Source organism: Streptomyces sp. S.PB5 (assembly GCF_030403745.1).
GTDB lineage: Bacteria > Actinomycetota > Actinomycetes > Streptomycetales > Streptomycetaceae > Streptomyces.
Genome location: NZ_JAQMWP010000001.1, coordinates 112,374 through 126,285, shown reverse-complemented (window position 1 = coordinate 126,285; position 13,912 = coordinate 112,374). Strand labels below are relative to the sequence as shown.

Here is a 13,912-nt window from a genome sequence, read left to right as displayed (position 1 = left end):
GACCCCTTCGGGGGTCCTTGTTCAAGACGCTCTCCCGACTGGACTCGAACCAGTAACCTGCCGGTTAACAGCCGGCTGCTCTGCCAATTGAGCTACGGAAGATCGAAGCTCCCCCGACTGGACTCGAACCAGTAACCTGCCGGTTAACAGCCGGCTGCTCTGCCAATTGAGCTACGGAGGAATGCCTCGCTGCATCGAACGTACCTCCCTGGGTATTCGCCAGGGGGCGGGCGCTCGCTGCGACACATACATTAGCGCAAGCAGGGGGGTGCTCCGCCAATCGGTTCCCCCCGGCACCGACCGACCATGAGGGAAGGGTGGCTCCCATGCGCTACAAGCTCACGTTCGTCACCGGGCTGGCACTGGGTTACGTGCTGGGCACCCGGGCCGGACGGGAACGCTACGAGCAGCTGAAGAAATCGGCACGTCAGGTCGCCCAGAACCCCGCGGTCCGCAACACCGCGGAGTCGGCCGCCCAGCAGGGCCGCCAGTTCGCGGGCAAGGCGTACCACGCGGTGAGCGAGAAGGTCGGCGACCGGGTCCCGGAGTCGGTGACGCAGCGGGTGCGCTCCCTGCGGGACCGGAACACCAACGGGGCGGCGGAGGACGACTGGGGCACCAGCAACACATAGAGCACCAGAACACGTAGAGCACCGGAACACGTAGAGCACCAAAGACACAGGGGCCCTGCACACAAGCTCCCCACCCACGGGTCCCCTTCCGACCACGGATACCTCCACCGCGTACGGCCCATAGAATTTCCGCCATGGGGATAGTCGCCGGGCTGGACAGTTCGCCCGATTTCACTCGCATCGTCGTCTGCGACGCGGACACGGGCGCCGTGCTCAAGCAGGGCTATGCCCCGCATCCGGTGGAAGGGCGACCCTCCGACATCGATCCACAGGCCTGGCTGCTCTCCCTCGGTGAAGCGGCCGGCGGCGGTCTTCTCGAGGGTGTGCAGGCCATCGGTGTGTCGGCCCAGCAGAACGCCATCGTGCCGCTCGACGCCCAGGGCAACACCGTGCGCCCCGCGCTCGTCGGCGGCGACAAGCGCGCCCAGGTCCCGGCCGCCGATCTCATCGACGCGCTCGGCGGACGCGAGGCGTGGGCGCAGGCCGTGGGGTCCGTGCCGCAGGCCGCCCAGCCGGTCACCAAACTGCGCTGGCTGCTGAAGAACGAACCCGACGCGGCCGCCCGTACCGCCGTACTCCTCCAGGCCCACGACTGGCTGGTCTGGCAGCTCCTCGGCCGGCCCGTGCGCCGGACCACCGACCGCGGGGGCGCCTCCGGCACCGGCTACTGGTCCGCCGCCACCGGCGCCTACCGCACCGACCTCGTCGAGCTGGCGCTCGGCCACCAGGCCATGCTGCCCGAGGTCATCGGCCCCGCGGACGCCGCCGGTACGACGCCGGAGGGGCTGCTGATCTCCGCCGGTACCGGCGAGACCATGGCCGCCGCCTTCGGGCTCGGCATCGGTCTCGGGGACGCCGTCGTGTCGCTGGGAGCCTCCGGGTCGGTCATGGCCGTGCACCCCGAGGCGCTCGTCGACAACACCGGGATGATCACCTCTCTCGCCGACGCCACCGGCATGCACCTCCCGGTCGTCACCACGCTGAACGCCGTACGGACCCTGCGCGGCACCGCCGAACTCCTCGGGCTGTCCGATCTGGAGAGCCTGTCCGAGCTGGCGATGAAGTCGACGCCGGGCTCCCACGGCCTGGTGTTCCTGCCGTATCTGGAGGGTGAGCGGACGCCGAGTCTGCCGCACACCGCCGGGACCCTGGCGGGGCTGCGGCGGGAGGCGATGAAGCCGGAGCATCTCGCGCGGGCCTCGTTCGAGGGGATGCTGTGCGGGCTCGCCGACGCGCTCGACGTGCTGCGCGGGCGGGGCGTCGAGGTACGGCGGGTGTTCCTGCTGGGGGCGGCCGCCGAACTGGCGGCCGTGCAGGCGGCGGCGCCGGCGATCTTCGGGGCGCAGGTCGTCGTACCGCAGCCCGCGGACTACGCGGCGATCGGGGCCGCGCGGCAGGCCGCCTGGGCGCTCGGGGTGTCGCAGGGCACGCTCGATCCGCGTACCCCGCCCGTCTGGCAGCCGGCCGCCGCGCAGATCCTGGAGCCGGGTGAGGAGCTGGCCGTGGGGCAGGCCGTGCGCCAGCAGTTCGTGTCGGTGCGGGAGCAGACCCACCCCGGGGCGTTCCGGTCGTAGCAGCCGTGGCGCAAGAAGCGGAAGGTGAGAAACCGGTAGGAGCCTGACCCGTAAGGCCGTACGAAGCACTGCCGACGGCTTAATCGGTTGAGGTAACACGGGTGGAGTGTCCGACGATAGGGGCCAGGGGCAACCACCTCCGGCCCCTGTCGCCGACTCCGAGAGACGTAGCGTGCTCATACGACTTCTGCGGACCTATCTCAGGCCCTACCGGAAATCCATCTCCGTCCTGGTGCTGCTGCAGTTCCTGCAGACCTGCGCCACCCTCTACCTGCCCACACTGAACGCGGACATCATCGACAACGGTGTCGTCAACGGGGACACGGGTTACATCCTGTCCTTCGGCGCGCTGATGATCGGGATCTCGCTGGCGCAGGTGGTCTGCAACATCGGGGCCGTGTACTACGGCGCCCGGACCGCGGCGGCGCTCGGCCGGGACATGCGGGCCGCCGTCTTCGACCGGGTGCAGTCCTTCTCGGCGCGGGAGGTCGGCCAGTTCGGCGCGCCCTCGCTGATCACCCGTACGACGAACGACGTGCAGCAGGTCCAGATGCTGGCCCTGATGACGTTCACGCTGATGGTGTCGGCGCCCATCATGTGCGTGGGCGGCATCGTGCTGGCCCTCGGCCTGGACGTGCCGCTGTCCGGGGTACTGGTGGCCGTGGTGCCGACGCTCGGCATCTGCGTGACCTTGATCGTGCGGCGGCTGCGGCCGCTGTTCCGGTCCATGCAGGTGCGTCTGGACACGGTGAACCGGGTGCTGCGCGAGCAGATCACCGGCAACCGGGTCATCCGGGCCTTCGTGCGGGACGAGTACGAGGAGGGCCGGTTCCGGAAGGCGAACACCGAGCTCACGGACATCTCGCTGAAGACCGGAAACCTGCTCGCGCTGATGTTCCCCGTGGTCATGACGACGGTGAACCTGTCGTCGATCGCGGTGGTGTGGTTCGGCGCCCACCGGATCGACAGCGGCGGGATGCAGATCGGTGATCTGACCGCGTTCCTCGCCTATCTGATGCAGATCGTCATGTCCGTGATGATGGCCACCTTCATGTTCATGATGGTGCCGCGCGCGGAGGTGTGCGCCGAGCGCATCCAGGAGGTCCTCGACACCTCCTCGTCCGTGGTTCCGCCGGTGACTCCTGTCACCGAGCTGCGGCGGCACGGGCATCTGGAGATCCGGGACGCGGGCTTCCGCTACCCGGGTGCCGAGGAGCCGGTGCTCAAGGCGATCGACCTGGTGGCCCGGCCCGGCGAGGTGACCGCCGTGATCGGCTCGACCGGCAGCGGCAAGTCCACGCTGCTCGGCCTCGTGCCCCGGCTGTTCGACGCGACCGACGGGGAGGTGCTCGTCGACGGGGTCCCGGTCGCGGAGGTCGAGCCCGTACTGCTCGCCAAGACGGTCGGGCTCGTCCCGCAGAAGCCGTATCTGTTCGCCGGGACCGTCGCGTCCAATCTGCGGTACGGCAATCCGGACGCCACCGACGAGGAGCTGTGGCACGCGCTGGAGGTGGCGCAGGCCAAGGGGTTCGTCGAGCAGCTGGAGAACGGGCTCGACTCCCCCGTCGCGCAGGGCGGCACGAATGTCTCCGGTGGTCAGCGGCAGCGGCTCGCGATCGCCCGTACGCTCGTGCAGCGCCCGGAGATCTATCTCTTCGACGACTCCTTCTCGGCCCTCGACTACGCCACCGACGCGGCCCTGCGGGCGGCGCTCGCCGAGGAGACCTCGGAGGCGACCGTGGTGATCGTCGCCCAGCGGGTGGCGACCATCCGGGACGCCGACCGGATCGTCGTACTCGACGAGGGGCGGGTCGTGGGGACCGGCACCCACCGCGAACTGATGGCGGACAACGAGACCTACCGGGAGATCGTGCTCTCCCAGCTGACGGAAGCGGAGGCTGCCTGATGGCCGGGCCCATGGGGCGCATGATGGCGGGCACCGGTCCCGACCACCGCTCGCTGGACTTCAAGGTGTCCGGACGGCGGCTGGTGGCCCAGTTCCGGCCGGAGCGGTTCACCATCTACGGGCTGCTGGCCTGTGTGGTGGTGAGCGTGGGGCTGAACTCGATCGGGCCGTGGATCCTCGGCAAGGCCACCGACCTGGTCTTCGCGGGCATCATCGGACGGCAGATGCCGGCCGGGGTCTCGAAGGAGCAGGTCCTCGCCGACATGCGCGAGCGCGGTGACTCCACGATCGCGGACATGCTGGGCGGCACCGACTTCACGCCCGGCAAGGGCATCGACTTCACGGCCGTGGGGCATGTGCTGCTGCTGGCCACCGGGGCGTTCCTCGTCGCCGGTCTGCTGATGGCGGTGGCGACGCGGCTGGTCAACCAGGCCGTCAACCGGACGATGTTCCGGCTGCGGGAGGACGTGCAGACGAAGCTGTCGCGGCTGCCGCTGTCGTACTTCGACAAGCGGCAGCGCGGTGAGGTCCTCTCCCGGGCGACCAACGACATCGACAACATCGGGCAGACGCTCCAGCAGTCGATGGGACAGCTCATCAACTCGCTGCTGACGATCATCGGTGTGCTCGCGATGATGTTCTACGTCTCCTGGCTGCTCGCGCTGGTCGCGCTGGTGACGGTGCCGCTGTCGTTCGTGGTGGCGACCCGGGTCGGCAAGCGGTCGCAGCCGCACTTCGTGCAGCAGTGGCGCTCGACCGGCAAGCTCAACGCGCACATCGAGGAGATGTACACCGGGCACACGCTGGTGAAGGTGTTCGGGCGGCAGGAGGAGTCGGCGAAGCAGTTCGCCGAGCAGAACGAGGCGCTGTACGAGGCCGGGTTCAAGGCGCAGTTCAACAGCGGTGTCATGCAGCCGCTGATGATGTTCGTGTCGAACATCAACTATGTGCTGGTGGCGGTGGTCGGCGGGCTGCGGGTCGCGTCGGGTGCGCTGTCCATCGGTGACGTCCAGGCGTTCATCCAGTACTCGCGGCAGTTCTCCATGCCGCTGACCCAGGTCGCGTCCATGGCGAACCTCGTGCAGTCGGGGGTGGCGTCGGCCGAACGGATCTTCGAACTGCTGGACGCGGAGGAGCAGTCGGCGGATCCGGAGCAGGCCGAGAAGCCGTCGGAGCTGCGGGGGCGGGTCGCGCTGGAGCACGTGTCGTTCCGGTACGACCCCGAGAAGCCGCTCATCGAGGATCTGTCGCTGAAGGTGGAGCCGGGGCACACGGTCGCGATCGTCGGGCCGACGGGCGCGGGGAAGACCACGCTCGTCAATCTGCTCATGCGGTTCTACGACGTCTCCGGCGGGCGGATCACCCTCGACGGGGTGGACATCTCCCGTATGTCCCGGGACGAGCTGCGTGCCGGGATCGGGATGGTCCTCCAGGACACCTGGCTGTTCGGCGGCACGATCGCGGAGAACATCGCCTACGGGGCGTCTCGCGAGGTCACCCGGGGGGAGATCGAGGAGGCGGCGCGGGCGGCTCATGCGGATCGGTTCGTCCGTACGCTTCCGGACGGCTACGACACGGTGATCGATGACGAGGGCAGTGGGGTGAGCGCGGGTGAGAAGCAGCTGATCACCATCGCTCGGGCGTTTCTGTCGGACCCGGTGATCCTGGTGCTGGACGAGGCGACGTCTTCGGTGGACACCCGGACCGAGGTGTTGATCCAGAAGGCGATGGCGAAGCTTGCGCATGGGCGGACGTCGTTCGTGATCGCGCACCGGCTTTCTACGATTCGGGACGCCGACACGATTCTGGTGATGGAGAACGGGTCGATCGTGGAGCAGGGGGCGCACGGGGATCTGTTGGCGGCTGACGGGGCGTATGCGCGGTTGTACAAGGCGCAGTTCGCTCAGGCGGTGGCCGAGGTGGACTGAGCGGGTGCCCGCCGTCGGGGCTGGGGTGGGGGTGGGTGCGCTCGCCCGCGCTAGCGGGGCCGCCTGCGCCCACCCGTGCCGCCCCAGGCGGCACGAATGCCCGCAGGCTCAGCTGGAGATGCCTAGGGGCGCGGGGAACTGCGCGACCAGCCCCCGCACACCCGCACCCGGCGTCAGTCCAGGTAGCCCCTCAGCTGGTCCGCGAAGGCGTGGTCCCTCAGTTTGTTCAGGGTCTTCGACTCGATCTGGCGTATCCGTTCCCGTGTGACGCCGAAGATGCGGCCGATCTCCTCCAGTGTGCGCGGGCGGCCGTCGGCCAGGCCGTACCGGAGCTGTACGACCTTTCGTTCACGCTCGCCCAGGGTGGACAGCACCGCCTCCAGGTGCTCCCTCAGGAGCAGGAACGCCGCCGACTCCACCGGGCTCGTCGCGTCGCCGTCCTCGATCAGGTCGCCGAGGGCGACGTCGTCCTCCTCGCCCACCGGAGCGTGCAGGGAGACCGGTTCCTGTGCCAGGCGCAGCACTTCGCTGACCCGCTCCGGGGCGAGGTCGAGGTGTGCGGCGACCTCTTCCGGTGTGGGTTCGTAGCCGCGTTCCTGCAGCATGCGGCGTTGGACGCGGACGACCCGGTTGATCAACTCCACTACGTGGACCGGGACTCGGATCGTTCGGGCCTGGTCGGCCAGGGCTCGGGACATCGCCTGGCGGATCCACCACGTGGCGTACGTCGAGAACTTGTAGCCGCGGGCGTAGTCGAACTTCTCGACCGCGCGGATCAGGCCCAGGTTTCCCTCCTGGACCAGGTCCAGCATGGTCAGGCCACGGCCCACGTACCGCTTGGCGACCGAGACGACGAGGCGCAGGTTCGCCTCGATCAGGCGGCGCTTGGCCATCCGGCCCATGACGACGAGACGGTCGAGGTCGACGGCCAACTGGCTGTCGAGATCGGGGGTGTTGCTCAGTTTCTCCTCGGCGAACAGGCCGGCCTCGACGCGGCGCGCGAGTTCGACTTCCTCGGCCGCCGTCAGCAACGGGATGCGGCCGATCTCGCGGAGGTACTGGCGGAACAGGTCGGAGGACGGTCCGCCGGTGTCGGCGCGGCCGCGGGCCGGTACGGGGGCCTCGACCGGTTCGGCGGGTTCCGGTTCGGCGGCCTCCAGGGCTTCGGCCGGCGGCTCCTCCGGCTCCGCCTCGGGATGGTGCACGACACGGCTCTGCGGGGGGACCGCGACAAGAACGTCGGTCTCCGCGTCGGGCTCTGTGCCGTCCGTACTGTTCTCGGTCTGGGTCAGGGTCTGGGTCTGCACGGGGGCGACCTCCAGGATGATCGCTGCGGAGGAGAGCGGCAGCGCTGTTTCGGGGGCGGAGTCGACGGCCTCGCCGCTGTCCGTCCCGTACGCGATGAGCGGAACCGCGGGGGTCTGGGACCCGCTGGGGACGGATCGGCCGCGCTCCGAGGACTCAGGCACCGGAACCCAGTGTGGAGTACGACACATGGCCGCCACGAGGGGCGTGCGGTGACTTTTTGAGTCCGGTCCGTGACCGGGTGGTTACCCTGACGGACGCGAACCCCTCAGAGAGCTGCGGCTCCGTGCCCGCGCAGCGCCTGGTCGTACTGCTGGAGTACCCACAATTCGTTCTGCACGGCGGCCAATTGGGCGGGGTCGCCATGGGTGCCGAGCCGGGCCAGTGTGGACTGGATGTCGTGGACGCGGCGCTCGACGGCCCGGCGGCGGACCGCCACCAACTGCACGCCCGCGTAGATCTCGTCGACCGACTTGCGCATGATCGCCTCGACCGCGAGCTCGGTGACCATGGCCCGCACCGCGTCGTCGGGCGCGGCCTCACGGACCCGGACCAGATAGTCCTGCGGATCCTGTACGCCGTACTCGGCGCCGCCCGCCTCCATGATCGCCTGGCGTACGGCGGCGTAGGGCGCGGCGGTGAACTCGTCGATGCCGTACGCGTCGAAGGCCGGGGAGACCAGCTCGGGGCGCTGGAGAGCGAGTTTGAGGAGCTCGCGCTCGGTGGCGTAGACGGGGTTGCGGAGGTTGAGGGCCGGGCCGGAGGCGGTGGGGCGGGGGGCGGAGTCGTACGGCTGCTGCGGGCCGCGGCCCGCCGGTGCCGGGCCCTTGCCGCCGCGGTCCCGGGCCCAACGGGCCAGCTGGGCCACCCTCTTGACCACGAACTGGGTGTCGAGGATGCCGAGCATGCCGGCGAGCTGGACGGCGACCTCGTGCTGGGCGCCGCTGTTCTTGATGCGGGCGACGATGGGGGCGGCCTCGTCGAGGGCGGCGGCGCGGCCGGCCGGGGTGTCGAGGTCGTAGCGGACGACGATCTGGCGGAGGGCGAACTCGAAGAGCGGGGTGCGGGGTTCGACCAGCTCGGCGACCGCCTCGTCGCCCTTGGCCAGGCGCAGCTCGCAGGGGTCCATGCCGTCGGGGGCGATGGCGATGTAGGTCTCGGCGGCGAACTTCTGGTCGTCCTCGAAGGCGCGCAGGGCGGCTTTCTGGCCGGCCGCGTCGCCGTCGAAGGTGAAGATCACGCGTGCCGAGCCGTTGTCCATCAGCAGACGGCGGAGGATCTTGATGTGGTCGCCGCCGAAGGCCGTGCCGCAGGTCGCGATGGCCGTGGTGACCCCGGCGAGGTGGCAGGCCATGACGTCCGTGTAGCCCTCGACGACGACCGCGCGGGACGCCTTGGCGATGTCCTTCTTCGCGAGGTCGATGCCGTAGAGGACCTGGGACTTCTTGTAGATCGCCGTGTCGGGCGTGTTGAGGTACTTGGGGCCGGTGTCGGCCTCGTAGAGCTTGCGGGCGCCGAAGCCGACGACGTCGCCGCCGATGTCGCGGATGGGCCACATCAGGCGGCCGCGGAAGCGGTCGATGGGGCCGCGGCGGCCCTCCTGGGAGAGGCCGGAGAGCAGGAGCTCCTTGTCGGTGAAGCCCTTGCCGCGGAGGTAGCGGGTGAGGTGGTCCCAGCCCTGGGGGCTGTAGCCGACGGAGAAGTGCTCGGCGGCGGACTGGTCGAAGCCGCGCTCGGCGAGGAACTTGCGGCCGGTGTCGGCCTCCGGGCTGGTGGCGAGCTGTTCCATGTACCAGTCGGCGGCGATCTTGTGGGCCTCGACCAGGCGGATCCGCTCGCCACGCTGGTGGGCGGGGTTGTAGCCGCCCTCCTCGTAGCGCAGGGTGATGCCCGCCTGACCGGCGAGGCGCTCGACGGCCTCCGAGAAGGTGAGGTGGTCGACCTTCATCACGAACGTGATGGTGTCGCCGCCCTCCTGGCAGCCGAAGCAGTGGAAGAGTCCCTTGCTCGGGCTGACCTGGAAGGACGGCGACTTCTCGTCGTGGAACGGGCACAGGCCCTTGAGGTTGCCCCCGCCCGCGTTGCGCAGCTGGAGGTACTCGGACACCACGGCGTCGATCGGGACCGCGTCCCGTACCGCCTTCACGTCCTCGTCGTTGATCCGTCCTGCCACGCGTGAATTCTACGGGGACGTACTGACAACTAAGAGACGAGGTTTTCGAGCGGAACGTGCGGGTCCGCCAGCGCCTCCGTGTCCACCTGTGTCTTCGAACGGATCAGCTGCTGTACCGGCTCTGTGACGTCCCACACGTTCACGTTCATCCCGGCCAGCACGCGCCGCTCCTTCACCCAGAACGCAATGAATTCACGCTTCCCGGCGTCCCCCCGGATCACCACTTCGTCGTACGACCCCGGCGGCGCCCAGCCGCTGTACTCCATCCCCAAGTCGTACTGGTCGGAGAAGAAATAGGGCACGCGGTCGTAGGTGAGGTCCCGGCCCAGCATCGCGCGGGCCGCCGCAGGACCGCCGCCCAGGGCGTTGGCCCAGTGCTCGACGCGCAGCCGGGTGTCGAAGAGGGCGTGGTGGAAGGAGGCCACGTCACCGGCGGCGTGGATGTCGGGGTCGGAGGTGCGCAGCTGCTGGTCGACGACGATGCCGCCGCCGTGCGCCCGCTCGGCGATCTCCAGCCCGGCGGCCTCGGCGAGGGCGATGCGCGGGGCGGCGCCGATCGCGGCGAGCACGTCGTGGGCCGGGTGCTCCTCACCGTCGTCGGTGCGGGCGGCGAGCACCATGCCGTCCTGGCCGACGATCTCGGTGAGCCGGACGCCGAACTGGAAGCGGACGCCGCGCTCGCGGTGCAGGTCGGCGAAGAGGCTGCCGAGCTCGGGGCCGAGGACGGAGTGCAGCGGGGTCGGCTCGGGTTCCACGACGGTGACCTCGGCGCCGTACTCCCGGGCCGCGGCCGCGACCTCCAGGCCGATCCAGCCGGCACCGGCGATCACGAGGTGGCCGTTGTCCCGCCCGAGCGCGGCGAGGACGCCCTTGAGCCGCTCGGCGTGGGCGAGGCGGCGCAGGTGGTGGACGCCCGCGAGGTCGGTGCCCGGGATGTCGAGACGGCGGGGTTCGGCGCCGGTGGCGATGAGGAGCTTGTCGTAGTGGACGAGGGTGCCGTCGTCGCCGAAGCGGACGGTCTTGGCCGTACGGTCGATCGCGTCGACGGTCTGGCCGAGGTGCAGCTCGATGTCGTTGCGGGCGTACCAGGCGGGCTCGTGCACGAAGACGCTGTCGCGTTCCTCCTTGCCGAGCAGATAGCCCTTGGACAGGGGAGGGCGCTCATAGGGGTGGTCGCGTTCGTCGCAGATCAGTATCACGCGGCCGGTGAAGCCCTCCGTGCGGAGCGTCTCGGCCGCCTTGGCGCCGGCGAGACCGCCTCCGACGATGACGAATGTCTGATCCGCGTCGACCACTTCATGCCTCCTACGGGGGGTCCGGGGGGTGTCCCCCGGGAAAACACAGCGGGTACCGCCACATGGGAGCGTCCCGCACGGAGCGTGATGGGGGAAGAGGGAGTGGCCCGAACAGGCCACGGAGGGTCACATTCGGATGAGTCCCTCTACTCGGGTCTCCCGCGGCTCGCTACCGTCCCTCCCACCTCGTTCGCACATCCCTGGGGAAGGACGTCTGTGAACGCATCATCCAAGAGATCCTCCCGCTCGCACAGAGCCGTGGCGGTCATCGCCGCCACCGCACTCGCGGCACCGCTGCTGATCGCCTCCGCCGGAACAGCCGGCGCGCACGGCGGTCACGGCACTCCGGCGCAGGACGCGAAGAAGCTCGCCAAGACCCTGGTGAGGGAGTCGTCCGCGAAGGACGCCTACAGACATCTGAGGGTGTTTCAGGCGATCGCCGACGCCAACGGCGGCAACCGCGCGGCGGGTACGCCGGGCCACGCCGAATCCGCCGAGTACGTCTACAAGGTGCTGAAGAAGGCCGGCTACCGGGTGTCGTACGACGCCTTCGAGTTCACCTACATCGAGACGCTCGCCGAGAAGGCCTCCGTCGTCTCGCCGGCGCCGCGCGAGCTCGGCATCTCGGCGATGTCGTACACCAGGTCCACGCCGGTCGGCGGCCTCACGGCCCCGCTCGCGGCCGCCGCGGTGGACGCTACCCCCGGCTGTGAGGCCGGTGACTACGCGGCCGGTGCCTTCACCGGGAGGATCGCGCTGGTCAAGCGCGGTGGCTGCACCTTCGCGCAGAAGCAGCAGATCGCCGCCGAAGCGGGCGCGGTCGGCGCGATCATCTACAACAACACCTCGGGCGTCCTCTCCGGCACCCTCGGCGACACGGCGAGCGCCCGGATCCCGACCGCGGGCCTGAGCCAGGCCGAGGGCGAGGCGCTGGCCGCCGAGGTCGCCGCGGGCGAGGTCACGGTCGCCTTCGAGGTCCGGCAGCTCCAGGAGACCCGCACGACGGACAACGTCATCGCGGAGACCCGCGGCGGCGACGCGGACGACACCGTGTTCCTCGGCGCCCACCTCGACTCCGTCGTCAAGGGCCCCGGGATCAACGACAACGGCTCCGGCTCGGCCGGTCTCCTGGAGGTCGCGCAGGAACTCGCCGAGGCTGTCGGACAGCAGACCGGCCACCATCCCGGCAAGCAGCCGCGCAACAAGGTGAAGTTCGCCTTCTGGTCGGCCGAGGAGCTCGGTCTGGCCGGCTCCGAGTCGTATGTCGAGCGGCTCACCGAGGAGCAGCTCCGGCAGATCAGGCTCTATCTGAACTTCGACATGATCGCCTCCCCGAACCACGCCCAGTTCGTCTACGACGGTGACGACTCGGACGCCACCGGCGCGGGCCCCGGCCCCGAGGGCTCCGCCCAGCTGGAGCGGGACATCAACGCCTACCTCGACTCCCAGGGCCGGCCGCACGAGGGCACCGACTTCACCGGCCGCTCCGACTACGGGCCGTTCATCGCCGTCGGCATCCCCTCCGGCGGCACCTTCACCGGCGCCGAGGGCATCAAGACCGAGGCGCAGGCCGCGAAGTACGGCGGCACGGCGGGGGTCGCGTACGACGCGTGCTACCACGAGGCCTGCGACGACCTGCGGAACATCAGCATGAAGGCGTTCGGCGTCAACATCGGTGTCATCGCCAACGCGGTGGGCACCTACGCCCATGACCTGAGCTCGCTCGGCACACCGGTCGTGTCCGAGCCCACCACGGGCGGCGACGGCAGCGGTGGCGGGCTCCACTCCGGCCACGACGAGGTCGCGGAGTAGCCACCAGGACGAGCCTCCCTCACGGGCGTCCCGTCAGCCGTGCGTGCAGTGAGCGGGCGGAGGCGTCGGTGAGGGAGGCGATCTGGTCGACGATGACCCGCTTGCGGGCGCGGTCGTCGGGGGCGGTGTCGAACAGCGCGCGGAACTGCGGCTCCAGGCCGTCCGGCGCGCGCAGGGTGAGCGCCTCGGCGAGTTCGGCGACCACGATCCGCTGGTCGGCCCGCAGCCGTTCCTGTTCGGCGCGCTGCATGACGTACCGGTCGGCGACGGCCTTGAGGACCGCGCACTCCAGTCTTGTCCCGTGCGGTACGACGAGTTCTGCGGCGTAGCGCGTGAGCCGGCCGCTGCCGTAGGCCGCGCGTGTGGCGCCTTCGGCGGCGAGGCAGAAGCGGCCGATGAGCTGGCTGGTGGCGTCCTTGAGGCGGGCCTGGGCCACCGCCGAGCCGTCGTAGCCGTGCGGCCACCACGGCTGGTCCTGGAGCCGGTCCAGGGCGGCGGCCAGTTCCGCCGGGTCGGTGTCCTCGGGGACGTATCTGCCGAGGGCGACCGCGAAGACCGCCTGGCGTTCGGGTTCCGCGTGCAGGCAGTTGGGGTCGATGTGGCCGGCGTGCAGTCCGTCCTCGACGTCGTGGACCGAGTACGCCACGTCGTCGGACCAGTCCATGACCTGGGCCTCGAAGCAGGTGCGGGTGCCGGGGGCGTCCTTGCGGACCCAGTCGAAGACGGGGCGGTCGTCCTCGTAGACGCCGAACTTGGCGGACTTGGGGTCCGTGGGATGCGCGCCGCGCGGCCAGGGGTACTTGGTGGCCGCGTCGAGGGCCGCTCTGGTGAGGTTGAGGCCGACCGAGCCTTCCTCCGTGAAGCGTTTGGGCTCGATGCGGGTGAGGAGGCGCAGCGATTGTGCGTTGCCCTCGAAGCCGCCGCAGTCGTCGGCGAATTCGTTGAGGGCCTGTTCGCCGTTGTGCCCGAACGGGGGGTGGCCCATGTCGTGGGAGAGACAGGCGGCTTCCACGAGGTCGGGGTCGCAGCCGAGGGCCGCGCCGAGCTCTCGGCCGACCTGGGCGCACTCCAGGGAGTGGGTCAGGCGGGTTCTGGGGCTGGCGTCCCAGGCCTGGCTTCGGGTGCCTGGGGTGACGACCTGGGTTTTCCCCGCGAGGCGGCGTAGGGCGGCTGAGTGGAGGATTCGGGCGCGGTCGCGTTGGAAGGCGGTGCGGCCGGGGCGCTTGTCCGGTTCCGGGGCCCAGCGTTCTGTTGACGACAGGTCGTACGACATGTCTCGACAGTACG

Annotated in this window: 9 protein-coding genes and 2 tRNA genes; 5 read left to right on the top strand and 6 right to left on the bottom strand. The window is 70.0% G+C overall.

What is annotated here, in order from left to right; genetic code table 11:
* Nucleotides 1–29: 29 nt before the first annotated feature.
* Together PH203_RS00600 and PH203_RS00595 are read right to left on the bottom strand one after the other, a co-directional pair.
* A tRNA-Asn gene (locus tag PH203_RS00600) sits at nt 30–102 on the bottom strand.
* A 6-nt stretch (nt 103–108) separates the two neighbouring features.
* A tRNA-Asn gene (locus tag PH203_RS00595) sits at nt 109–181 on the bottom strand.
* Nucleotides 182–326: 145 nt separating this feature from the next.
* Between PH203_RS00595 and PH203_RS00590 the strand changes: the two genes are divergently transcribed.
* The 4 genes from PH203_RS00590 to PH203_RS00575 all read left to right on the top strand — a co-directional run bounded on the left by PH203_RS00590 (nt 327) and on the right by PH203_RS00575 (nt 6,040).
* Nucleotides 327–632 carry a YtxH domain-containing protein gene (locus tag PH203_RS00590; protein WP_289914817.1) on the top strand — a complete coding sequence of 102 codons (306 nt, stop codon included), beginning with the start codon at nt 327–329 and terminating at the stop codon, nt 630–632.
* 134 nt (nt 633–766) lie between these two features.
* Nucleotides 767–2,206 carry an FGGY family carbohydrate kinase gene (locus PH203_RS00585; RefSeq protein WP_289914815.1) on the top strand — a complete coding sequence of 480 codons (1,440 nt, stop codon included), beginning with the start codon at nt 767–769 and terminating at the stop codon, nt 2,204–2,206.
* A gap of 172 nt (nt 2,207–2,378) precedes the next feature.
* Complete coding sequence (locus PH203_RS00580) at nt 2,379–4,112, top strand: ABC transporter ATP-binding protein (RefSeq protein WP_289914814.1); 1,734 nt, start codon at nt 2,379–2,381, stop codon at nt 4,110–4,112.
* A complete protein-coding gene (locus PH203_RS00575) occupies nt 4,112–6,040 on the top strand; it encodes an ABC transporter ATP-binding protein (protein WP_289914811.1) in 1,929 nt (642 codons plus the stop codon). Before PH203_RS00580 ends, PH203_RS00575 begins: the two co-directional genes overlap by 1 nt.
* Before the next feature lie 173 nt (nt 6,041–6,213).
* Here PH203_RS00575 and PH203_RS00570 read toward each other — a convergent pair whose 3' ends face one another.
* The 3 genes from PH203_RS00570 to PH203_RS00560 all read right to left on the bottom strand — a co-directional run bounded on the left by PH203_RS00570 (nt 6,214) and on the right by PH203_RS00560 (nt 10,813).
* A complete protein-coding gene (locus tag PH203_RS00570; RefSeq protein WP_289914808.1) occupies nt 6,214–7,509 on the bottom strand; it encodes an RNA polymerase sigma factor in 1,296 nt (431 codons plus the stop codon).
* A 104-nt stretch (nt 7,510–7,613) separates the two neighbouring features.
* Nucleotides 7,614–9,518, bottom strand: a complete 1,905-nt coding sequence (dnaG, locus tag PH203_RS00565; protein WP_289914806.1) for a DNA primase — start codon at nt 9,516–9,518, stop codon at nt 7,614–7,616.
* 29 nt (nt 9,519–9,547) lie between these two features.
* Nucleotides 9,548–10,813: an FAD-dependent oxidoreductase gene (locus PH203_RS00560; protein WP_289914804.1), complete on the bottom strand. Its 1,266-nt coding sequence runs from the start codon at nt 10,811–10,813 to the stop codon at nt 9,548–9,550.
* A 216-nt stretch (nt 10,814–11,029) separates the two neighbouring features.
* Between PH203_RS00560 and PH203_RS00555 the strand changes: the two genes are divergently transcribed.
* Nucleotides 11,030–12,625, top strand: coding sequence for a M28 family metallopeptidase (locus PH203_RS00555; protein WP_289914801.1), 1,596 nt, complete (start codon nt 11,030–11,032; stop codon nt 12,623–12,625).
* A gap of 19 nt (nt 12,626–12,644) precedes the next feature.
* On the opposite strand, the gene PH203_RS00550 is transcribed toward PH203_RS00555, so the two are convergent.
* Nucleotides 12,645–13,898, bottom strand: coding sequence for a deoxyguanosinetriphosphate triphosphohydrolase (locus PH203_RS00550; protein WP_289914798.1), 1,254 nt, complete (start codon nt 13,896–13,898; stop codon nt 12,645–12,647).
* Nucleotides 13,899–13,912: the final 14 nt, after the last annotated feature.